This is a genomic window from Longimicrobium sp. (assembly GCA_036389135.1).
GTDB lineage: Bacteria > Gemmatimonadota > Gemmatimonadetes > Longimicrobiales > Longimicrobiaceae > Longimicrobium.
This window is the reverse complement of the sequence record DASVQP010000061.1, coordinates 41,983-62,459: the sequence shown is the minus strand read 5'-3', so window position 1 is coordinate 62,459 and position 20,477 is coordinate 41,983. Positions and strand designations below refer to the sequence as shown.

Genomic DNA, 20,477 nt, shown 5'->3' with positions numbered 1-20,477 from the left:
CACCGGAAAACCAGAGGAGCCGCATGAGCGCCCGCGCCATACTGGAGCGCCCCGCGCGCCGACCCCGCCCGCTCCCGCTGAGCCGCGCGCTCAGCTCGGAGGAGGGGCTGAGGGAGGTGGAGCAGATGATGCTCGACCTGGCCGGCGATCCGCGCACGGACCTCGCGGCGCTCATGGTGAGCGAGCACCTGGCGACAGGGGGGAAACGCCTGCGCGCACGGCTGGCGCTTGCGGCGCTGGAGGTGCTGGGCGGCGAGCGCGGCCGGGGCGCGGGATGGGCCGCCGCGTGCGAGCTCCTGCACAACGCCACCCTGATCCACGACGACCTGCAGGACGGCGACACCACGCGCCGGGGCCGCCCCACCACCTGGCAGCGCTTCGGCGCGGCGCAGGCGGTGAACGCGGGCGACCTCCTCCTGATGCTCCCCTTCCTGGCGGTGGAGCGCATCCCCGCCCCGGCCGAGCAACGCCTGGCGCTGACCACCGCCGTCGCGCGCCACGCCACCGTCACCGCGCGCGGCCAGACGGCGGAGATCGCCCTCGCCACCGCCGCCGACATCGGCTGGGATTCGTACCGAGCCGCCGTGGAGGGGAAGACCGGCGCCCTCTTTCAGCTTCCGGTCGAGGGCGCCGCGATCCTGGCCGGCCACACGCCGGACGAGGCGCGCGCGCTCGCCGGTGGGTTCCGCGGCCTCGGCGTGCTCTTCCAGCTCCAGGACGACGTGCTGGATCTATACGGAGAAAAGGGCCGCGGCGCCCCCGGCAGCGACCTGCGCGAGGGAAAGGTCAGCGCGCTAGTGGTGGAGCACGTGGCGCTGCACCCCGGCGACGCCTCCTGGCTCCGCACCCTCCTCGCCCTGCCGCGCGACCTTACCCCGGACGACGACGTGCGCCGCGCCACCGAGCGCTTCCGCACGGCGGGCGCCCTGCGCGCGGTGCTGGGCCGAATCCGCCACGAGGCGCTCGCCGTCGTCTCCGCGCCCGGCCTCAAGCGAGCGCCCGCGCTCCGCGACCTCGCCTGGGAGCTCGCGCGCGTCGCCCTCGAGCCAATCGCCCACCTGGACGCGACGGGATGATGCGCCGCTTCAAAGAAAACAGGGCTCACGCGGAGACGCGGAGACGCGGAGAACCGCAACCGCGTGGCTCACACAGAGACACAGAGACACAGAGAGAACAGCCAAAAAGTTTTCTCTGTGGCTTTCTGTTCCTTCTGTGTTCTCTGTGTGAGGCATTTGCTGTTTTTCCCCGCCGCTGTTCAGGGAAGCCCGCATGAGCGATCCGGCTGTCGTCATCGGGTCGGGATTCGGGGGACTCGCGGCGGCCATCCGCCTGCGCGCGCGTGGCCACCGCGTGGTGCTGCTGGAGGCGATGGACCAGCCCGGCGGGCGCGCGGCCGTCTTCCGCCGCGACGGCTTCACCTTCGACGCCGGCCCCACCGTCATCACCGCGCCCTACCTGCTCCACGAGCTGTTCCAGCTGGCGGGGCGCGACTCGCGCGACTACTTCGAGCTGGTCCCCGTCGACCCGTTCTATCGCGTGGAATTTCCGGACGGCTCCCGCTTCGACTACGTAGGCGACGAAGAGCGCCTCATCGCCCAGATCGCCGCCCTGTCGCCGCGGGACGTGGACGGCTACCGCAGGCTGGCGGCCCACGCGGAAAAGATCTTTGACGTGGGCTACACGCAGCTTTCGGACGTGCCGTTCGGGCGCGCGGCAGACATGCTGCGCGCCCTTCCCGCCATGCTCCGCCTGGGCAACCACCGCTCGGTCTACGCGCAGGTGGCGAAGTACATCCAGGACGAGCGGCTGCGGCAGGTCTTCACCTTTGAGCCGCTCCTGGTGGGCGGCAACCCGTTCCGCATCACCTCCATATACCTGCTGATCCACTGGCTGGAGCGGAAGTGGGGCGTCTGGTTCGCAAAGGGCGGCACCACCTCCATCGTGCACGGGCTGGTGAAGCTGCTGGACGAGATGGGAGTGGAGATGCACTTCGGGACACCGGCCGAGCGGATCGAGACACGCGGCGGGCGGGCGGTGGCGGTGCACGCCGGCGGGCGCAGGATCGCGGCCTCGATGGTCGTCGCCAATGCCGATCCCACGCAGGTGTACGGCTCGCTGCTGGCGCCTGAGGAGCGCAACTGGCGCACGCGCGCGGCGCTGAAGACGCGGCAGTACTCGATGGGGCTCTTCGTGGGCTACTTCGGCACACGGAAGCAGTACCCGGAGCTGGCGCACCACACCATCCTGATGGGGCCGCGCTACAAGGGACTGCTCGACGACATCTTCGATCGCAAGGTGCTCGCAAAGGACTTCTCGCTCTACCTGCACGCCCCCACGCGCACCGATCCCTCGCTGGCGCCTCCGGGATGCGAGACGTTCTACGTTCTCTCCCCCGTCCCCAACCTGCAGAGCGGGATCGATTGGGACGAGGCGGGGCCCGAGTACTTCGAGCGCATCCTGGCGCACCTGGAGCGCACCCTTCTGCCGGGGCTGCGCGACTCGCTGGCGACGTCGTTCCACCTGACCCCGACCTACTTCCGCGACACGCTGCGCTCCACGCACGGCGCGGGGTTCGGCATCGAGCCGCGGCTGACGCAGTCGGCGTACTTCCGCTACCACAACCAGTCGCCGCACGTGGGCGGGCTCTACCTCGTGGGCGCGGGCACGCACCCCGGCGCGGGCGTCCCGGGGGTGCTTTCGACGGCGAAAGTGCTGGAGCGGGTGATGCCCGCCCCGGCAGATCCCCTTCCCCTCCCCGCGGCGCCCGCGCGCGCCGCCGCCTTCGCGTGAACGCGCAGCTACTGGCGGAGAGCCACGACGTCTTCCGGCGAAAGGCGCGCACCTTCTGGTGGGCGAGCCGCCTGCTGCCGCGTACGGTGCGCGACGACGCGGCCACCGTGTACGCGTTCTGTCGCATGGTGGACGACATGGGGGACGAAGCCGACGATCCTTCGGTCGCGGAGCTTGCGCTGCAGGCTTTGTCTAATGAAGTTGCAGGACGCCAACACCCACGTCCGATCGTAGCAGAGCTCCGCGCCGCCGCCGCGCGCCTGGGCCTGCCCATGGAAGCCGCCGCCGAGTTGATCGCGGGGGTGCGCAGCGACCTGGGGGTCGTGCGGATGGTGGATGACGCGGAGCTGGTGCGCTACTGCTACCGCGTAGCCTCCACCGTCGGGCTCATGATGTGCGGGGTGCTTGGCGTCCATTGCCGCGAGGCGCTCCCCCACGCCATCGACCTGGGGATCGCCATGCAACTCACCAACATCTGCCGCGACGTCGCGGAGGACGCGGAGCGCGGGCGCGTGTATCTACCCGCCGCACGCCTGCGCGCCGCGGGGATCGATCCGGAAGAGGTGGTGCGCGGGACGGCGGATCCGGAGCGGATGGCGATTGTGGTCCGGAGTGTGCTGGCGCTCGCGGACCGCTATTACCGGAGCGCCGACGGCGGGATGCGCGACATCCCCTGGCGCTTCCGTCCGGCGATTCTGGTCGCGAGCCGCACCTATCGCGCCATCGGCGTAAAGCTTCGCGGGCGCCCGCCGGGGACGTCGGGGCGCGCGGTGGTGCCCTGGCCGGAGAAGCTGGCCTGGAGCGCGACCGCCGTGGCCGCGTCGCTGCGGCCCGCGATCCTGGGGATTACGCCACGCTGGGCGCACGACCGTGCTCTCCACCAGGCCCTGCGGGGGCTGCCGGGAGCAAATGCATGACCTGAACGTATCCGCCGGGCTCGGGAGGGTCCAACACCGATGACGTACCGGATCAAACGGGTGGCGCACCTCACCGGGATCAATCCGGCAACGCTTCGCGCCTGGGAGCGGCGCTATCAGCTCCTCACCCCCCGCCGCTCCCCCGCGGGGTACCGGCTGTACACCGACGAGGACGTCGCCATCCTGGCGCGAATCAAGCGCCTGATCGACGAAGGCCTCTCCATCGGCGAGGCGCTGGAGCGGGTGCGGCAGACCTCCGTCCCCCTCTCCCCGCACGCCGACGCCGCCCTGCTGGACGCGGTGCGAGACGAGATCGCGGCCGCGCTCCTCTCCATGGACCGTCCCCGCGCACAGTCCGCGTGGGAGCGCCTCTCCTCCATCCCCTCGCTGCGCCGGGTGGACGAGGTGCTGATGCCCGTGCTGCGCCTGGTGGGCGAGCGCTGGGCGTGCGGCGAGATCGGCGTGGCGGACGAGCACTACGCCACCGCCTTCGCGCGCGAGAAGCTGGCCGCCATCTTCGGCGAGCTGGAGGGCGGCATCGCGGGCGGGCCGCTCGCCGTGTGCGCCGGCCTTCCCGGCGAGTACCACGAGCTGGGGCTGATGGGCGCCGCGCTGCACCTGCTGGACGCGGGGTGGCGCGTGATCTACCTGGGGCTCGCCGTGCCGCTGGAGGAGATCGGCCGCGTGGCCGGGGAGCGCCGCGCCACCATGGTGTGCACCTCCGTGATGCGCCCCATGAGCGCCGAAGAGTTCGCCGTCCTCGCCGCCGAGCTGCGCCGCGTGCTTCCGGACGGCACCGAGATCGTGATCGGCGGCAGCGGCATTCCCGACAGCTTCGAACCTCCGCCCGATCGCGTGCGCGTCGTCGCAGAGCTGCGAGAGCTGCTGGCGACGGCGTGAAACAGCCTCACACAGAGACACAGAGGGGACTGCAAGAACAGCTGGAGGATTTTCGATTGTCCAAAAGGGGCGGGCACCTCGCGGTGCCCGCCCCTCCTCGTTGTTCCGTCAGGCGTTCATCGCCTCGGCGGGCTGCTCGGCGCGCTGGTCGCCGGTGTTCTGCATCCCGCCCAGCTGGATGCGGCGCCGGCGCACCCGCTCGCTCTTGGGGATGGCGACGGTGAGGACGCCGTCTTGGAAGTCGGCCTGGATCTGCTCCGCGTCCACGTCGCGCGGCAGGACGAAGGAGCGGGTGAAGGTCCCGTAGCGGCGCTCGGCGAGGTGGAAGCGGCCAGCCTCACCCTCGGTGCGCTCCTCGCGCTTCTCGCCGCGGATGGTGAGGACGTTGTTCTCCACGTCCACCTCGATGTTCTCCCTCGTCAGCCCGGGCATCTCGGCCACCACGCGGATCTCGCGCTCCGTCTCGATCACGTCGGTGTCGGGCGCGCGCATCAGGTTGCCCCCGTTCCCGTTGCGGCTGCCGTTGCCGCCAAACACGGTGCCGAAGAGCTGGTCGATGGGGTCGCTGTAGCGCGTCGGGTAGAGTGCCATGATTGCCTCCTCTTCTGTTCTTCTCCCGGTTGAACATGATGTCTCCCGCGGCTCCTCCGCGGTTGCCCTCGCGTTAGGCAACCCGCGGGCCCATTTGAAACGACCAAAATGGCAAGGCTCCGGCACTTCCCGGCAGACTCATCTGCAATGCTGGCAGAGGGATGGAGGACGTGGGCGGGGAGCGCTCCGAAAGGCGGGAGGGAGCGCTGGAGGGATGTTGGGGACAGCGGGCGGACCGGTTTGGGGGCGGGGGTTGAGCGGGGACGGCGGTGGCGCGAGACTAGGGCCCCCACCCCCCGACCCCCTCCCCCGCACGCGGGGGAGCGTGGGGGGGGGGGGGAGAACTTCTCGCGCGCGGAGAATTTCGGTATGTGGAAGCGGATGAGGGCTGCGTCGAGCAGCGTACAGGGAGCAACGCGGCGCATGCGCTGCGCGCCAACGAGGGCGGAGGCGGTGCTGTGGGAGGTGCTGCGCGAGCGGAAGCTGTGCGGAGTACGCTTTCGGCGCCAGCACGCGATTGACCGTTTCGTGCTCGACTTCTACTCCACGGCACACAAGCTGGCGATCGAAGTAGACGGGGAGATCCACGACCATCAGCAGCAGCAGGACGCGGTGCGGACGGAGCACCTGGAGGCGCGCGGAATCCGCGTGCTCCGCTTTCGAAACGAAGAAGTACTGCACGCCCTACCCATGGTCCTCTCCAGCATCCGCGCCGCGATCGAAGCAGGCGCTACGGGAGAACGTTAGTTCTCCCCCTCCCCCCACGCTCCCCCGCGTGCAGGGGAGGGGGCCGGGGGGTGGGGGCTGGTCGGGCACAGATCGTGAAGTACCGCCCCGTCCCAGCGCGGGCACGTGCCCGCGGCAGGCAACACGGACACACGGAGGGACATCATGGGCGGCAAACGACCCGACCAGTACCGAATCGATCCGCGCGAAGGCGGCGCCACGGACTACAAGAACCTCCCGCAAAACGGGCACGGGAACTCGGACCTGGACGACACGATCGAACTCGACAAGCAGCGCATGGGCCAGTCCGAGCACCAGGTGGAGATGGAGGCGGGGCCCGCGAACATGGGCAAGCCCGCGCCCTCGGTGCACGCCCGCGCCGGCACGCCGGTGGACATCGACGGCAACCCGCTGAACGAGGGCGGCACTTCGAACGCGCAGGACGAGGGCCGCGAGCGCGAGGCCCGCGGCAACACCGACCCGCGCGAAGAAGGGGTGGGGGCGTGAGCGAGACGGGGAACGCCGGGGCAGACGGGGCCGGGCCCTCGCGCGCCAGCCAGCCTGGCCCGCGTAAGGAGGTGGGGAACGCCGCGAGCTCGCAGCTCCACCCGCCGCACGTGGACGTCAACGCGACCGACGCGGCCGCGCAGGAGTCCAACACCTCTCCCGTCGACGTCCCGGTGCTCCCCGCCAACGCGCACGGCACCGACCACGGCGGCACCACCACCGGCACCCAGGACGACGAGAGCATGTACGGCGGCCGCCCCGGCGAGGACAAGGACCGCAAGCCGACCGACATGCCCTGACTAGCTGCCGTTCACGCGAACAAACGGAGGCACGGAGACCATCTCTCCGTGCCTCCGCTCCTTTATACCCCTGCCCCGATCCCCGCCCCCCCGGCACAGGCCCGTGCATACGCCCCTCTCCCAGCAGTTTGAGAGAGGGGCAGCGAGGAACCAGCGGGGAGAGTGGCTCGCGGAACCGGCCTCCACGCCCCTCCCCCAGGTAGTTATTGGGGGAGGGGCCGCGAGTTCACGAGCGGGGGAGGGGGCCCGCGCGCCACGGCCTCTTTCGAGCGCTTCCGGCCCCTCCCGGGCCGCACCACGTACCGCGACTGTCGGTCAGCAAAAAGTCACATTCTCGCAACGCTCGGCAGGAGGGGTATTTGGGCATCGCGGGCCGCACCGGGACTGTTCCGCGGGGTACAACAGGCACAACGTTTGCGCCCCTTGCGCGACCCTTGACCACAACCTGTTGGGCGTGTACTCTTTGCTTCCCGCTACAGCTTGTGCTTGCCTGCACATCGTGTGGTCTGCTCGCCGGGCGAATGTAAACGCCCATCGTTCCACTGTTTGCGCTCAACTCCAGCACCCGAGGATCGCCGAATGACCCCCACCACGCCGACCGAAGCCGCCGCCCCCCCGCAGGTGGACCTCCCCCGCGCAGAGCTCTCCGACAACGCGCGGATCGTCCTCGCCAAGCGCTACCTGAAAAAGGATGCGGCCGGTCAGCCGGTGGAAGTGCCGGAGGATATGTTCTGGCGCGTCGCCTACACCATCGCCTCGGCGGATCGTAAGTACGGCGCCACGGACGAGGAGGTGGAGACCGCCGCGCGCGAGTTCTACGCGCTGATGACCAAGCGCCTCTTCGAGCCCAACTCGCCCACGCTCATGAACGCCGGGCGGCCGCTGGGACAGCTCTCGGCCTGCTTCGTCCTGCCGGTGGACGACGCGCTCAGCAACGACAAGAGCGGGGTCTACGACACCCTGCGCTCCATGGCGATGGTGCACCAGTCGGGCGGCGGCACCGGCTTCTCGTTCAGCCGCATCCGTCCCTCGGGCGACCTGGTGCGCAGCACGACGGGCGTGGCGAGCGGGCCGGTGAGCTTCATGTCGCTCTACGACTCTTCCACCGAAGTGGTGAAGCAGGGCGGCACGCGCCGCGGCGCCAACATGGGGATCCTGCGCGTCGACCATCCGGACATCCTGGACTTCATCGACTGCAAGCAGGACATCACCAAGATCACCAACTTCAACATCTCCGTCGCCGTTACCGACGCGTTCATGAACGCGGTGGAGCGAGGCGAGCAGTACGACATCATCAATCCGCGCAACAAAGAGGTGGTGGGCCAAAAGGATGCGCGCGCGGTGTGGGACAAGGTGGTGCAGAACGCGTGGCGCACCGGCGAGCCGGGCGTGTTCTACGTGGACCGGGCCAACTTCTACAACCCCGTACCGCACCTGGGCGCCTACGAGGCGACCAACCCGTGCGGCGAGCAGCCGCTACTGCCGTACGACGTGTGCAACCTGGGCTCGGTGAACGTCGGCCTCTTCGTGCGCGACGACGTGCCGGCCGAGTCGCCCTGGTACGAAAAGGTGGACTGGAAGGAGTTCCGCCGCGTGGTGCGCCACTCGACGCACTTCCTGGACAACGTCATCGACGCCAACCAGTACCCGCTCGCCGAGATCACCGACCTGGCGAACCGCATCCGCCGCATCGGGCTGGGGGTGATGGGCTACGCGGACCTCCTGATCCGCCTGGGCGTACCGTACAACAGCGCCGAGGGGGTGGAGATCGGGCGGCGCATCATGGAGTTCCTGGACGAGGAGTCGAAGAAGGAGAGCGAGCGCCTCGCCGAGGTCCGCGGCGCCTTCCCGGAGTGGGAGAAGTCGATCTGGGGTCCGGACGAGACGTGCGCCCGCGCGCCCAACGGCGACCGCATCCGCCCCATGCGCCGGCTGCGCAACTGCAACGTGACCACGGTGGCGCCCACGGGCACCATCTCCATCTTCGCGGGGTGCTCCAGCGGCATCGAGCCCCTCTTCGCCGTGGCGTTCATGCGCAACCAGGCCGGCTCGCTGATGCCGGACGTGAACGAGGAGTTCGTGCGCGTGGCCAAGGCGGGCGGGTGGTACTCCGAGGACCTGATGCGCCGCATCGCGGAGACCGGCCACATCCACTTCCCCGAGGTCCCCGAGGAGGTGCAGCGCGCCTTCGTGACGGCGCACGACATCACCCCGGAGTGGCACGTGCGCCAGCAGGCCGGCTTCCAGGAGTACTGCGACTCGGCCATCAGCAAGACGACCAACTTCCCCAACGACGCCACGGTGGAGCAGGTCCGCGAGATCTACGAGCTGGCGTACAAGCTCAACTGCAAGGGCGTCACCGTATACCGCGACGGCAGCCGCGACAACCAGGTGCTCTCCACCGGCGCCACCAAGACGCCGGCGCAGCAGGCGGCCGAGAACGCCGACGCAGCCGCCGCGCACTCCAGGCTGGCCGAGGCCGCCGAGCGCGAGGCCAAGCTGGAGCGCGAGGTCGCCCGCCTGCGCACCGCCCTGGCCACGGCCGAGTCGCAGGTCACGCAGGCCCGCCGCCTGAAGCGCAAGCGCCCGGACGTGCTGCGCGGCACCACGCGCAAGATGACCTCGCCGCTGGGCGACGTCTTCGTGACCATCAACGAGGACACCGAGAACCACCCCTTCGAGGTCTTCGCCACGCTGGGCAAGGCGGGCTCCGTCGCCATGGCGGACGTGGAGGCGATCGGCCGGCTGATCTCGCTCTCGCTGCGCTTCGGGGTGCCGGTGAACGACGTGTACCAGCAGCTCCGCGGCATCTCGTCCGATCGCGCGATCGGCTTCGGGCAGAACAAGGTGCTCTCCCTGCCGGACGCCATCGCGCAGGCCATCGGCCTCCGCGAGCAGGAGAAGGCCGGCATCCAGCAGGAGCTGATCCCCGAGGCCGTCCTGCCGTTGACCAACGTCGACGTCACCTCGCCGGAGCTGGCCGCCGTCGCGCAGCCCACGCTTAACCTCGGGACCTACGATCCGGGCGAGTCCTTCATGGGCACCTGCCCGGAGTGCAACAGCCAGCTCGAGTTCGCCGAAGGCTGCATGAAGTGCCACGCCTGCGGCTACAGCGAGTGCGGGTGAGGCCCCACGATTCGCGCGGGATGCCCTGAGCTGTCTTCGACCCCCTTCGACGGAGCTATCGATGAACGGCAGACCCCGGATCGTTTGCAGGCGCCCCGACGGCTTCTGGTCTCAAAAGCGCCTCGATGCAGACCGCGCCGCATCGGTTCACCCGGCGCAGCGCGAGGCTCAGCAGGTTGCGCGTACGCAGCTGCTTCGGAGCGGGGGCGGGGAGCTCATCACGAAGTCGGAGGGGGGGCAGATCCGGGCGAAGGACACCGTACGTCCCGGGCACGGCGAGTACCCGCCGAAGGACTAAGCGCTAGGGTGCGACTGAATAGGGGAAACGAGTCGCGCCGCATCTGGTTCCGCCACCCGCGGGGATGGTGGGGCGGGTGGGGTTTGGGAGGGGTGGACGGGGGTCACCGGCGCGAGCCGGTGGCCCTCACTCACAAGTACCTGATACGCCGGCATCCTGCTGGAGTTCGGGCGCCCGTCTACGCTGAGCCTAATATGAACACGTTCCTTCTTTGTTGCTCATGGGGATGAACCTACATCGTACGGTTATCCGGGTGTTCGTTGCGTCGCCCGGAGATCTCGCCCCAGAACGGCAGATCGCCCGGGAAACCGTCGATGAAATGAATCGAACCCTCGGCCGAGAGCTCGATTTCCAGATCGACCTCCTAGGCTGGGAGGATACGCTTCCAGGTGTGGGGCGTCCCCAGGGTTTGATTAACCGGGACGTTGACACATGCGATCTATTTATTGGGATATTGTGGAAGCGTTGGGGTACCCCGTCCGGGAATGACTATACCTCTGGGTTCGAGGAGGAGTTCGAGCGCGCTCAGCGACGTGCTGCGGAAAGTGGCGACCCCGAGATATGGCTAGCCTTTAAGAAAATCGATGAAGCGCTACTTGCCGATCCAGGAGACCAGTTGCGACGCGTTGTTGCATTCAAGCAGGCTCAGATTGCTGCCAGAGCCGTTTTGTTCAAGGAGTTTTCCGATGAACAAGATTGGAGGCGGCAGCTTCGTGCTTGGCTGCTCACTCACATTGCCCAGTGGATAAAGTCAGCTAGAACTGCGCAAGAGGCTGCAGGAGAGCCCGAGTCCAATTTGTATAGCGAAAACACTTTCGCGTCTGCACGTACTCCTTTCGACATTGAGGCAGATTCGGCTGTCCTGCCTGAACAGCTTCGGAACGCTGGGGCAGTTCTAGCGCGCGCCATCCATGCTGAAAGTGAGGAGCGATATCTTGGCCTAGTCGGCGATATCGGGAAGTTTGAGATGGCCCGGCTCCACTTGCTCACGAAAGCGTGGTTGTCTTCGCGCGAAACGCAAGAGTTACTGTCCAGCCATGAGATCCAGCTTCTTTACCCGGAGAGAGAGCGTGTCGAGTTCGTGTATCCGGAAAACCAGCTGGTGTGGCGAAGTCTGCTAGGAGATAAACATGACGTACGAGTGGGGTGGTTCTGGTTTCATGAGTTTGAACCCGGCACGCTACCACCATACGTGATCGAGCTTGCGAGGTCAGACGCGTTGCCAGAGGTCCGGCAGAGCGTGCTCGAAGTCATGGAACTGTGTGGGATATATCCGCCACCGGAGGAGGCACAGCAGTTCGTTTATGGTATTCTTCACGATTCTGACGAATCTGTGCAGCGTGCAGCCGCCAAATACGTGGCTCTTTTCGGGGATTCAACGGTGGTTTCGCTGCTGGATGAAATTGCTTCGAGCAGCGACGTAGTTGCGTATACAGCGAAGTTGGAGGCGTTCCGACTCCGGGCTCGAGTTGATCCTCGATCAGCCCTTCAGAATGTTCCCCGCACATTGGATGCGATCGGAAAAGAATACACCGCCGCGCTCAGCGTCCACCTCAAATCTGTACCCGTGGAGGTACTAGTTGACGCTGCGAAGTCCGCTCCAGACCGCGCCGTGCGCCGTGTCGTTGTAGAGGAGCTCTCTCGTCGAGGAGAATTGGACGTTGCTCTCGCGAATGAGCTTCTCAGTGACCGATCAATGAAGGTAAGAGAACACGCGTTACAGGCACTTATTCGGGCCGGAGCTACAATCACGGCATCCGTCATCCGGCGACACCTGACAAGGGAATCCGATACATCTGGCTCATTGCCAAGCAACCCGTTCGACGACGACAATGTCGATATTGATCAGGTTGTCGAAGCGCTTTTTGAGCGTGAACCAGTCCGGCGAGTCAAAGCAGAGATTGACTGGTTCGAAATCGATGGATCAACTGCGTACATGGTTTGGGCGCGTAAGCAAAAGCCCGCAGGAGTCATGCGTATCCGAGAGGATCTGAAATCGGATTTCAAACGGGTTCACCGCGAGTCCCAACGCCGCTTGCTCGCGCGGTACGGTCCCGTCGCGGCGCAGGTGGAGGAGTCATTTGCGAAGTACAATTCTCTGTTTCTGTCGAGGTTGCGCGCGGCTGGATTGTCAGCGCTTGTGTCACACGGCGCTACCGTGGACGATCTGCCGCTCATTAAGGAGTTGCTAGCCCACAGTTCACCATGGGAAAGCGGGCTTAGAGAGGCGGCCATCGCTGGGATTGGCCAGATCGGCGGAGTAGCGGATGTCGAACAGCTACTCCAGATCGCTCAAGGTGCATATGGCCGAGTCCGCGCACAAGCGTTGAGAACCGCTGTCTCGCTCTCTCCAGGTATCGACGGGGTCGCACCAGAGTTACTGCGTTCAAACACCCCAGAATTCGTGCGGGCTGGAATCGCGGCGCTCACAAAGAGAAATTTTGAACAGGTCAGCGAGCTTGTGTTCCCCTTGCTGTTTCACCCTGATTCAGCAATCAGGCGCCCGGCGATCGGGTACTTCGTTTTCGTATACCCAGAGTCCGAATTAGCCGAAATCTTAAACCGGTATTTGACGCACGAGACTTACTATTACAACGTCGTATGTTGGTTCGATCGAGCTCTTTATGCTCCTCCCGAGCTTCGGGAAGGATATATGTTGAAGCTCTTGGCTGAAGAAAGGGGGGCGTGGTCAACCCTAGATTGAGCTGCTTGGCGTCTGAAGGGCCCAATCGGCCACCTGCCGCCATGCGCATCTTCGGAGGGCGCCCTTGGCGTTGCGGGTGCTTGCCACCATCAAAGCTATCCCGGGCGGCGCCGATAGCCACAAGGCGCGAAGCTCGACATCCGCTCTCCCGCCGTCGCACATCCCTCTACTCGCGCCGCTTCGACCACTCCACCGCCGCCTCGTATGCCTGCCGCAGATCGTCGGCGAACTCAAGGATCGCATCGGCCGTCTTCTCGTCCATCGGCGGCGTCTCGTCAGGTTCGTTCTTCGCCGACTCCAGTGCGGCGTAGGCGATCGTCTCGAAGGCGCCGAAGCGGGATTCCAGCATCTCCAGTATCCGCACCGGCGCATACAGTTTGCCACGTTCGCTCCTCGTACGCATGGCTCCTCCAGGGTGAAGGCGAATCAACGTGGACTCAATCTAATACTTTAGTCTCTGGTACGATAGTCCTAGAGAGGCGACTCTCCATGCTTCCCCTTCTCAGCGTGGAGCGCATGGAGAGTTTCGAGCACGTACTCGGGCGGGTGATCGCGGAGGAGCGGCGGAGGGCCGGGCTGTCGCAGGAGGCGCTGGCCACGCGCTGCAAGCTGCACCCGACCTACATCAGCCAGCTGGAGCGCGGGCTGAAGTCGCCGACGCTGCGCGTGTTCCGCGGGCTGGCGGAGGCGCTGGGGACGAGCGGGGCGGAGCTGCTGCGGAAGGCAGAGGGTGCAGGATAGCGGCAGGCGTGTGTGGGGCGCCGGGATACACCCACCGTTCGGCACGAAATTAGAATGCGCACTCGCACGACGCGTGGAGGGCACATCTAAAAACCGGGATACCTACGCACTTCAAAAATGTTGAGGTGAAGGAATGCGTCGAAGACCTCGGAGTACCCGCCGACTTCCGTATGGATGCTTAGTTCCACAACGCGAGAGGAGACGCAACAATGTTCATGGCGATGAGTGCGGCAACAATGGTAAACAAGGGCACAGGTCAGATTGCGCAGGTAGGCGAAGGGCACGTGCTCAACTTGGACCACGTTCGGTATGCACATTTCCGGGAGAGTACCGGCAAAGACAAGGCCGGCACCGGGGCGAGCTCGCAACTGCTAGTTGACGGGACTCCCTGCATCGACATCTGGACCAACGGGAACCTCGCCGACAACCCCACTCTGACCTTTTTCTTTCCAGAAGAGGTGCACGGGGATTACCAAAAACTTCGTAGGCTGCTAGCTGCGGAGTCTTGATTCTGGATATCGGCTGAGCGGAAGCAAGAGGAGCAAGCACCAGATCTGAGCACCAACGCTGACCGGACAGCAGCGCGCTGCAAGCTGCACCCGATCCTACATCAGCCAGGTCGAGCGCGGGCTGAAGTCGCCGACGCTGCGCGTGTTTCGCGGGCTGGCGGAGGCGCTGGGACGAGCAGGGCGGAGCTGCTGCGGAAGGCAGAGGGCGGGGCGTAAGCTTGCGTGGGTGAACCGATTCTGCCTCCTTGACTGCGCTTTGTGGTGACGCTCGAAGCGTATTAATGCGAGCCACGTTGTTCAGAGCTTGATCGCCACGCGGCACGCCTTTGCACGGAGCCCCTCGTGAGCGCCCCTCCTCAGATCAGACGCGGGAAGTTCGTTCGGATTGCCAGCCTCTACTCCACGCTCATCGCCGTCTTCCTACTTTCCGGGCTGCCGCTGTTGTCCCCGATGAACTCTGTCGAATGGACGAACTTCACTGTGCTGCTGATCGTGGTAGTCGGTAGCGCCACACTCGCGTTCGCCCCGTCGCGGGTGTGGCGCGTGGTGGGCGTCGCGGCACGGGTACTCTGGGTGCTGGGCGTGGTGATGTTCATCCGCCATGTCGCGGGCGCGGGTGAGCTCGCCTGGGCCGAAGCTGGGCCGGCGCTGATCATCACGCATTTTCTCATCGTGAGCCTCTGGATATCCGTCATCACGTCCGCGACGCTCGTTCTGTGGCGTGACCAAGCGAGCCGTGTCCGCGCACGCTAGTGAGGAAACGATGCGCGCGCGTGTTTCGCGGGCTGGCAGAGGCGCTGGGGACGAGCGGGGCGGAGCTGCTGCGGAAGGCGGAGGGCGCGGGGTAGCCGGGCCGCATCGGTTGTGCTGCCCCTCGTACCCGCCCGGGCCGGCCGTGTAACGTGCGGTGCTACTGGCGTTCGCGGAGATAGCCAACCAGGATCCCGGCCCAGGCGCCTGCGCCCAGGCCGACGAATGGATATCCCAACGACGTGTACTGACAGAACATGTTGTCGCCGACATCACACGATTTCGGCATGATCGCATACCCGATCAGGCCGCCGACGACCGCCCCGCCGATCGCGTACGGCCTGAGCCGGCGCCTTAGTGCTCTGGCAGTCGTGTCGGCAGGCAGTTCGTAAAGCGAACCCGTTCGCGTCCGCTCCACGGGTGTGGGTGAAGGCCCGAAATCTCCACCGCCCGGGAGCGCGGGAGATGAACTAATCTCGATCGCGGCGGGGACGAACTGCGCGGGAGGCACGCGCTGCCCATGCGCTTCGGCGGATGAGAGGATCTGGATCATCGTGAATACGACGGCCAGCGGTGCGCACGCACGAACTCTCATTCACCCTCGCCGCGCAGCCGCAGGTACACCTCATCATACCGCGCCGCCACCGCGCCGAGATGCCCCGCGATCTCGCCCCAGCGCAGCTCCAGCTGGCTGCGCATCTCCCGCACCTCCTCCGAATCCTTGCCGCGGCGGGCAAGGCGGAGGGCGGACCACACGTTGCGGCTGTTCGTGACCATCTGGCGGGCGACCTGGGGGAGGGGGCCCGCGGTCGCGGCGAGCACCTGCTCCATGGCGCGGTGCGCGAGGCGGGCGGTGGCGGGGTCGTCCAGGTGGCCGGCGGCGAGCATGTGGTCCAGCAGGAAGGCGCGATACCAGTAGTGGCTCAGGCGGTCGGTGGCCGTCTTGACCGTGAGGAAGTACAGCAGCTTGCGCGAAAGGCGCTTCAGCAGGCCGAGGGTGAGGCGCAGCGGGAGCGTCGCGCATCCGCCCCGGCCGGCGGCGTCTTCCTCGTCCAGCGCCGTGCGCACCTCCGCCGGGATCGCGCGGCCGCGGGAGCGCGCCACCGCGCCGGGTATGCGCCTGCGGAAGTGCCCCTCGAAGGCGTCGTCCACGAAGGGAACCGGGATCAGCACGGAGAGCCCCGCCAGCGTGGCGTCGGCATACCGGGACCACTCGAAGGCGGTCGTCCGCTCGTCAGGCATCGCAGTCCCGAGTACCGGGTGAACAGGGCGTGGCCAGGGGAGTTCCAGCTCCTCGGTCATACCCGCCATCGCACGACGCAGGCCGGGGTGGCGCGTGCCCCATCAGCGAGTCAACTCGACGCGTAGATCTCCTGCAGCACCGCGATCCGGTCGGTGATCAGCCTGACCGCCTCGTCGCGGGGGAATTCCGCTCGGGCAAAGCCGTAGGTGTCGAGGTGGCACTTCGGGCAGTGGGTCGCGTCATCGTCGGCGACGCCTCCGCACGGGCAGGCGAATGCCGGTTTCTCCCCGCCGAGAAGGCCGCGGCGGGTGGTGGGCGTCCAGCGCGGCGGGAAGGTGCGCAGGATCGCCTCCCGCAACTGGACCGCCTCGTCCAGGTCGCGCGCCTGGTACATTCCCGGATGCCCCTTGAGGAGCCGGAGGGCTTCCTTGCGCGCGACGGCCTCCGGGTACTCGAGCGCGGTGGAGATGCGGCGGTAATCGACCAGGTGGAGCCGAACGAGGATCTGCATGATCGCCTCCCGCAGGACGGCCGATCTCGGGGCGGAGGTATGGCGGAGCATCAGGTAGAGGCGGTCCTTGGCCACCTCGGGATCGAGCGCGTTGAAGAAGCGGACGGCGCGCTCCATCGTGTGCGGGCTGTCCGACAGCGCATCCAGGCCCAGGAACGAGCCGAGCGCGTAGTCCGACATCTCGGCTACCGCGTGCTCGGTCGCGAACTCCCATACCTCGTCCGAGATCACCAGGGTCTTGTTCCTGATGTCCGACAGGAGCCGGTTGCGGCGAATCAGCACCTCCATCTGGTCGAATGGGAGCGGTGCGCCCGCATGGGCAGCGGCGGTCCCGGCAGCCTCGGTCCGGCGCGCCCGGACGGCGGTTCCGATGGCGTTCAGCATGAACATCGACTTCCCCTGCCCGGAGATCTCGTCGAAGTCGATCGTGAGGCCGAGCACGGCGTTCGCGCCGGCTGCGCGAGCTCGCCGGCGGAGCTGCTCCACCGCATCGTCGTACAGGCGCGAAAGCTGGTGGCCGTACGACTCTGAACGTCCGCCGAAGATGTCGCTGAAGTTGGCGAAGAGGTCGCTGAAGATGTTCGTGCCCGCCACCATGTGGACGGAGATCGGTCCGAGGTACGATTCCACTTCCCAGCCGATGATGGACGAGGTGTTGACGACGAGTACGCTGGAGGTGCTGTTCATGGGCGCGGCAACGGGTTGGGGGCAAACGGATGCAAAGGGAAACGCGGTATCAGCGAAGCCGCAGCCGCACCAGCAGCGCCCGGTGATCGGATGCGTCGGCCGGCAGCACGCGGGCGCTCAGGCAGCGCGACGCGCCGGTGAGGTACAGGTAGTCGATCCGCCGGTCGGGCGTGGCGACGGGGAAGGTGAACCCGTCGCCCTCGCCGCACTCCGGCCACGCATCGCGGAAGCCCGCCGCGCGCAGGTCGTCGTGGATGGCGCTCTGCGGGCGGGCGTTGAGGTCGCCGCCGATGAGCAGCGGCATCCCCCGCTCCCGCGCCATCTGCGCCACCCGCAGCACGGTGGCGATCTCCTGCGCGCGCCACAGCTCCTCGCCCGATGCGTCCAGGTGCGTGTTGAGCACGGCGAGCGGTCCGCCCGGCGCGTCCACCTCGGCCAGCAGCACGCCACGCTGCTCGCGGCCTTCCACCGTGCGCCCCGGCGGCGCGGTGACGGTGAGGGGGATGAGCGTGTCCGTGCGGATCGGCCAGCGAGAGAGGAGCGCCACGCCGTAGTCGCCGCCCTGGAAGCCGATCGTCCGCCCGAAGGCGACCGAGTAGCCGGTGAGGCGGGCCAGGATGGCGGGCTGGTCGGCCGGGCCGGAGCGGCGCGTGTTGCGGTCCACCTCCTGGAGGAGCACGAGGTCGGCCCCCGTGCTCCGCACCAGCTCCGCGACGCGCGGCAGGTTCTCGGCCCCGCCGGCATCCTTGCCCGCGTGGATGTTGTAGACCAGCACCGACAGCTCGCGCACGGGCGATGCGGCCGGAGGCGTGCTGGCGCAGCCCGCGGTCAGGGCGGCCAGCGCGAAAAGGGGGAGGCGGAGGATGTTGGTCACGGGCAGGCGAAGGTCGGGTGGGACGCCGCGTCGACCGGGAGCGGCGCATCGGCACCACAATGCCGCCCGCGCCGCCCGCACGCCAGCCCGGCCGCGGGTGCCCGATCGCTGCCGCGCGGCCCCGCTCCCAGCACGTGCCGTTTGCGATCCGCCGATGCGCGCGCATACCTTGGGAGTGCCGTCCTCCGCAACGCGGCGCTTGCCGCATCCCCGCACACCGGCCTGGCCTATGAACCGTACCTCCCGAAGCGGGATCTGCGCTCTCCTCGTCGCCCTCACCCTGGGAGCGTGCGCCACGCCCCCGGCGGCGAACGGCCCGGTGCCGCAGAGCTGGAGCGCCGACGAGGCGCAGATCCGCGCCGCCATGCAGGCATCCTCCGACGCCTGGAACCGCGGCGACCTCAAGGGGCACCTCGCCATCTACGTGGATTCGGTCACCTTCATGACCCCCAACGGCCCCCGCCCCGGCGTGGCGGCGATCGAGGAATCGTTCACCCGGACTTTCTTCCAGGGCGGCAGGCCCAAGCAGAACCTGCGCTTCGAGCAGATGGTGGTGCGGCCGCTGGGCCCCGGCTCCGCGCTGGGCACGGGCCGCTTCATCCTCTCCGGCGGCGGCCAGGCGGACAATACCGGCTGGTTTACCCTCGTCTGGATCCGCACCGCCGCCGGCTGGCGCGCCGTCCACGACCACTCCGGCTGACGGGCCGTCGGATCGCCGCAACACGAACCTGGGATTGTGGGGTATCGATATTCCACCTCCACGAGTTGAACCACGAACCAGCCGGGGACGATGACTGACCGCGACGCGAAGATCGACTACCTGGAGCAGTACATCCCGGAGCTCGCTGAGGCAGCCGGGACGCAGGCGTACTGGGCATCGCTCGCTGCGGGTAACGACGTCCTGGTCATCGAAGAGGGAGCGATCTACCGCATCTCTCCGGACGGCTCCCGCACCTTCGTCCAAGCGACCGATCCTCCGGTCACACTCGACACCGGAGTCGAACGCGTGCTTTCGTGAGCACGGACACGCCCCGGCTGCGGATGTTCGCCGGGCCGAACGGATCGGGAAAGAGCACCATCAAGTCGGTCATCCGCCCGGAGCTGATCGGCACGTATATCAATCCCGACGAGCTGGAGCAGCAGATTCGTGATCAGGGCGCCGTCGACCTGCGGGCCTTCGGAGTCCATGCAACCCAGGACGAGATCGACGCGTTTTTTGAATCCTCGGCCCTCCTCCAGCGCGGCGGACTCACGACGGCGGCGCGCACGATCCGCGTTCGGGGCGATTCGATTGAGTTCGGGGACGTGGCGGCGAACTCCTACTTCGCTTCAGTCATCGCCGATTTCCTTCGCCGCAAGCTCGTCGCCTCCGGGGCCTCGGTGACGTTCGAGACCGTGATGTCTTCGCCCGACAAGGTCGATTTCCTTCGCGCTGCCCAGGCGCAAGGCTTCCGAACCTACCTCTATTACGTCGCCACCGGAGACCCTCTGGTGAACGTGTCGCGAGTGAAAAATCGGGTGCAGCTCGGCGGACACCCGGTGGCCGAAGAGAAGATCATCAGTCGCTACGCGCGCTCACTCGAGCTGCTCATCGCCGCGATCCATGCTTCCAATCGCGCGTACATCTTCGACAACTCCGGGAGCAAACCGATCTGGCTCGCTGAAGTTACGTACGGGCGGGTGCTGGAGATGAAAACAAGCCGGGTTCCCGCTTGGTTCAAACGCCACGTCTGGGATCGGATGGGTTCGCAGGAAGCGGAGTAGCCGCCCCTCGCACTGTTGGGCATCCGTGCCAGCGGTCGGATGAATTTCCGGAGGGGGGGTTGATGGATGGCGACGAGGGTTTTACATTCATGACCTGTCGAGCGCCAGGGTCGATTAGCTCAGTTGGTTAGAGCGCTCGCCTCACATGCGAGAGGTCCGGGGTTCGAGTCCCTGATCGACCATATACGCCTGCTTAGCTCAGTTGGTTAGAGCATCTGACTGTTAATCAGAGGGTCCCAGGTTCGAGTCCTGGAGCAGGCGCCTTCTAGTAGAGCCCCCTGGTGTAATTGGCAACACGCCTGACTCTGACTCAGGAAAGTCCAGGTTCGATCCCTGGGGGGGCTACTTTCTCCCAACACGAAGCGCCCGAGCTGCCAAGCTCGGGCGCTTCGTGCATTCCGGGGGATGAATCGGCTGAAGCCGGCTCGGGAGCCGCCTCAACGAAGTGATCCGCCCCCTCTCTCGATAACTGCGAGGGCGCAGCCCTCTCCTGTTATCGGGAGAGGGGGCAGCGAGGAACGAGCGGGGGTGAGGGCCTCA

Annotated in this window: 21 protein-coding genes and 3 tRNA genes; 18 read left to right on the top strand and 6 right to left on the bottom strand. The window is 66.9% G+C overall.

Annotation, left to right across the window (positions count from 1 at the left end; genetic code table 11):
• Positions 1 to 23 precede the first annotated feature (23 nt).
• The 4 genes from VF584_14580 to VF584_14565 all read left to right on the top strand — a co-directional run bounded on the left by VF584_14580 (position 24) and on the right by VF584_14565 (position 4,607).
• Positions 24 to 1,076 (top strand): polyprenyl synthetase family protein, encoded by a 1,053-nt coding sequence (locus VF584_14580; protein HEX8211395.1) that lies wholly within the window; start codon positions 24 to 26, stop codon positions 1,074 to 1,076.
• Positions 1,077 to 1,269: 193 nt separating this feature from the next.
• Positions 1,270 to 2,790, top strand: a complete 1,521-nt coding sequence (locus tag VF584_14575; protein ID HEX8211394.1) for a phytoene desaturase — start codon at positions 1,270 to 1,272, stop codon at positions 2,788 to 2,790.
• A complete protein-coding gene (locus VF584_14570; GenBank protein HEX8211393.1) occupies positions 2,787 to 3,707 on the top strand; it encodes a phytoene/squalene synthase family protein in 921 nt (306 codons plus the stop codon). The genes VF584_14575 and VF584_14570 overlap by 4 nt, the downstream gene beginning before the upstream one ends.
• A gap of 39 nt (positions 3,708 to 3,746) precedes the next feature.
• Complete coding sequence (locus tag VF584_14565) at positions 3,747 to 4,607, top strand: MerR family transcriptional regulator (protein ID HEX8211392.1); 861 nt, start codon at positions 3,747 to 3,749, stop codon at positions 4,605 to 4,607.
• A 108-nt stretch (positions 4,608 to 4,715) separates the two neighbouring features.
• Here the strand turns inward: VF584_14565 and VF584_14560 are convergent, their stop codons facing one another.
• On the bottom strand, positions 4,716 to 5,198 hold the full coding sequence (locus tag VF584_14560; GenBank protein HEX8211391.1) for an Hsp20/alpha crystallin family protein: 483 nt from the start codon (positions 5,196 to 5,198) through the stop codon (positions 4,716 to 4,718).
• A 423-nt stretch (positions 5,199 to 5,621) separates the two neighbouring features.
• Between VF584_14560 and VF584_14555 the strand changes: the two genes are divergently transcribed.
• The 5 genes from VF584_14555 (at position 5,622) to VF584_14535 (ending at position 12,858) form a co-directional block, all read left to right on the top strand.
• The gene (locus VF584_14555; protein ID HEX8211390.1) at positions 5,622 to 5,945 is read left to right on the top strand and encodes an endonuclease domain-containing protein; all 324 of its coding nucleotides are present in this window, start codon (positions 5,622 to 5,624) and stop codon (positions 5,943 to 5,945) included.
• A gap of 144 nt (positions 5,946 to 6,089) precedes the next feature.
• Positions 6,090 to 6,431, top strand: coding sequence for a hypothetical protein (locus tag VF584_14550; GenBank protein ID HEX8211389.1), 342 nt, complete (start codon positions 6,090 to 6,092; stop codon positions 6,429 to 6,431).
• On the top strand, positions 6,428 to 6,730 hold the full coding sequence (locus VF584_14545) for a hypothetical protein (GenBank protein HEX8211388.1): 303 nt from the start codon (positions 6,428 to 6,430) through the stop codon (positions 6,728 to 6,730). The genes VF584_14550 and VF584_14545 overlap by 4 nt, the downstream gene beginning before the upstream one ends.
• A 579-nt stretch (positions 6,731 to 7,309) precedes the next feature.
• Positions 7,310 to 9,856, top strand: coding sequence for a vitamin B12-dependent ribonucleotide reductase (locus VF584_14540; protein ID HEX8211387.1), 2,547 nt, complete (start codon positions 7,310 to 7,312; stop codon positions 9,854 to 9,856).
• A 518-nt stretch (positions 9,857 to 10,374) separates the two neighbouring features.
• Complete coding sequence (locus VF584_14535; protein ID HEX8211386.1) at positions 10,375 to 12,858, top strand: HEAT repeat domain-containing protein; 2,484 nt, start codon at positions 10,375 to 10,377, stop codon at positions 12,856 to 12,858.
• Positions 12,859 to 13,024: 166 nt separating this feature from the next.
• Here the strand turns inward: VF584_14535 and VF584_14530 are convergent, their stop codons facing one another.
• Entirely contained in the window at positions 13,025 to 13,261 is a 237-nt protein-coding gene (locus VF584_14530; GenBank protein ID HEX8211385.1) for a hypothetical protein, read from the bottom strand.
• An 86-nt stretch (positions 13,262 to 13,347) separates the two neighbouring features.
• On the opposite strand from VF584_14530, the gene VF584_14525 reads away from it, so the two are divergent.
• The 3 genes from VF584_14525 to VF584_14515 all read left to right on the top strand — a co-directional run bounded on the left by VF584_14525 (position 13,348) and on the right by VF584_14515 (position 14,861).
• On the top strand, positions 13,348 to 13,599 hold the full coding sequence (locus VF584_14525; GenBank protein ID HEX8211384.1) for a helix-turn-helix transcriptional regulator: 252 nt from the start codon (positions 13,348 to 13,350) through the stop codon (positions 13,597 to 13,599).
• Between the two features lie 209 nt (positions 13,600 to 13,808).
• Positions 13,809 to 14,108, top strand: coding sequence for a hypothetical protein (locus VF584_14520; protein HEX8211383.1), 300 nt, complete (start codon positions 13,809 to 13,811; stop codon positions 14,106 to 14,108).
• A 342-nt stretch (positions 14,109 to 14,450) separates the two neighbouring features.
• On the top strand, positions 14,451 to 14,861 hold the full coding sequence (locus VF584_14515) for a hypothetical protein (GenBank protein HEX8211382.1): 411 nt from the start codon (positions 14,451 to 14,453) through the stop codon (positions 14,859 to 14,861).
• A 157-nt stretch (positions 14,862 to 15,018) separates the two neighbouring features.
• Here VF584_14515 and VF584_14510 read toward each other — a convergent pair whose 3' ends face one another.
• The 4 genes from VF584_14510 to VF584_14495 all read right to left on the bottom strand — a co-directional run bounded on the left by VF584_14510 (position 15,019) and on the right by VF584_14495 (position 18,173).
• Entirely contained in the window at positions 15,019 to 15,411 is a 393-nt protein-coding gene (locus tag VF584_14510; protein ID HEX8211381.1) for a hypothetical protein, read from the bottom strand.
• A gap of 38 nt (positions 15,412 to 15,449) precedes the next feature.
• Positions 15,450 to 16,100, bottom strand: coding sequence for a hypothetical protein (locus VF584_14505; protein HEX8211380.1), 651 nt, complete (start codon positions 16,098 to 16,100; stop codon positions 15,450 to 15,452).
• A gap of 110 nt (positions 16,101 to 16,210) precedes the next feature.
• Complete coding sequence (locus VF584_14500) at positions 16,211 to 17,299, bottom strand: heavy metal-binding domain-containing protein (protein ID HEX8211379.1); 1,089 nt, start codon at positions 17,297 to 17,299, stop codon at positions 16,211 to 16,213.
• A gap of 49 nt (positions 17,300 to 17,348) precedes the next feature.
• Complete coding sequence (locus VF584_14495) at positions 17,349 to 18,173, bottom strand: endonuclease/exonuclease/phosphatase family protein (protein HEX8211378.1); 825 nt, start codon at positions 18,171 to 18,173, stop codon at positions 17,349 to 17,351.
• A gap of 229 nt (positions 18,174 to 18,402) precedes the next feature.
• Between VF584_14495 and VF584_14490 the strand changes: the two genes are divergently transcribed.
• The 6 genes from VF584_14490 (at position 18,403) to VF584_14465 (ending at position 20,282) form a co-directional block, all read left to right on the top strand.
• The gene (locus tag VF584_14490) at positions 18,403 to 18,873 is read left to right on the top strand and encodes a DUF4440 domain-containing protein (protein ID HEX8211377.1); all 471 of its coding nucleotides are present in this window, start codon (positions 18,403 to 18,405) and stop codon (positions 18,871 to 18,873) included.
• 90 nt (positions 18,874 to 18,963) lie between these two features.
• A complete protein-coding gene (locus tag VF584_14485; protein ID HEX8211376.1) occupies positions 18,964 to 19,191 on the top strand; it encodes a hypothetical protein in 228 nt (75 codons plus the stop codon).
• The gene (locus tag VF584_14480) at positions 19,188 to 19,937 is read left to right on the top strand and encodes a zeta toxin family protein (protein ID HEX8211375.1); all 750 of its coding nucleotides are present in this window, start codon (positions 19,188 to 19,190) and stop codon (positions 19,935 to 19,937) included. Before VF584_14485 ends, VF584_14480 begins: the two co-directional genes overlap by 4 nt.
• A 108-nt stretch (positions 19,938 to 20,045) precedes the next feature.
• Positions 20,046 to 20,119 (top strand) — tRNA-Val (locus tag VF584_14475).
• Positions 20,120 to 20,124: 5 nt separating this feature from the next.
• Positions 20,125 to 20,198, top strand: a tRNA-Asn gene (locus VF584_14470).
• A gap of 11 nt (positions 20,199 to 20,209) precedes the next feature.
• Positions 20,210 to 20,282 (top strand) — tRNA-Gln (locus tag VF584_14465).
• Positions 20,283 to 20,477: the final 195 nt, after the last annotated feature.

Excerpts from the sequence above, each read along its gene's own strand:
- VF584_14530 (HEX8211385.1), bottom strand. The coding sequence starts at position 13,261 with ATGCGTACGAGGAGCGAACGTGGCAAACTGTATGCGCCGGTGCGGATA.
- VF584_14555 (HEX8211390.1), top strand. The coding sequence starts at position 5,622 with ATGCGCTGCGCGCCAACGAGGGCGGAGGCGGTGCTGTGGGAGGTGCTG.
- VF584_14505 (HEX8211380.1), bottom strand. The coding sequence starts at position 16,100 with ATGCCTGACGAGCGGACGACCGCCTTCGAGTGGTCCCGGTATGCCGAC.
- VF584_14560 (HEX8211391.1), bottom strand. The coding sequence starts at position 5,198 with ATGGCACTCTACCCGACGCGCTACAGCGACCCCATCGACCAGCTCTTC.
- VF584_14575 (HEX8211394.1), top strand. The coding sequence starts at position 1,270 with ATGAGCGATCCGGCTGTCGTCATCGGGTCGGGATTCGGGGGACTCGCG.
- VF584_14525 (HEX8211384.1), top strand. The coding sequence starts at position 13,348 with ATGCTTCCCCTTCTCAGCGTGGAGCGCATGGAGAGTTTCGAGCACGTA.
- VF584_14520 (HEX8211383.1), top strand. The coding sequence starts at position 13,809 with ATGTTCATGGCGATGAGTGCGGCAACAATGGTAAACAAGGGCACAGGT.
- VF584_14485 (HEX8211376.1), top strand. The coding sequence starts at position 18,964 with ATGACTGACCGCGACGCGAAGATCGACTACCTGGAGCAGTACATCCCG.
- VF584_14535 (HEX8211386.1), top strand. The coding sequence starts at position 10,375 with ATGGGGATGAACCTACATCGTACGGTTATCCGGGTGTTCGTTGCGTCG.
- VF584_14540 (HEX8211387.1), top strand. The coding sequence starts at position 7,310 with ATGACCCCCACCACGCCGACCGAAGCCGCCGCCCCCCCGCAGGTGGAC.
- VF584_14580 (HEX8211395.1), top strand. The coding sequence starts at position 24 with ATGAGCGCCCGCGCCATACTGGAGCGCCCCGCGCGCCGACCCCGCCCG.
- VF584_14500 (HEX8211379.1), bottom strand. The coding sequence starts at position 17,299 with ATGAACAGCACCTCCAGCGTACTCGTCGTCAACACCTCGTCCATCATC.
- VF584_14565 (HEX8211392.1), top strand. The coding sequence starts at position 3,747 with ATGACGTACCGGATCAAACGGGTGGCGCACCTCACCGGGATCAATCCG.
- VF584_14490 (HEX8211377.1), top strand. The coding sequence starts at position 18,403 with ATGAACCGTACCTCCCGAAGCGGGATCTGCGCTCTCCTCGTCGCCCTC.
- VF584_14550 (HEX8211389.1), top strand. The coding sequence starts at position 6,090 with ATGGGCGGCAAACGACCCGACCAGTACCGAATCGATCCGCGCGAAGGC.
- VF584_14510 (HEX8211381.1), bottom strand. The coding sequence starts at position 15,411 with ATGATCCAGATCCTCTCATCCGCCGAAGCGCATGGGCAGCGCGTGCCT.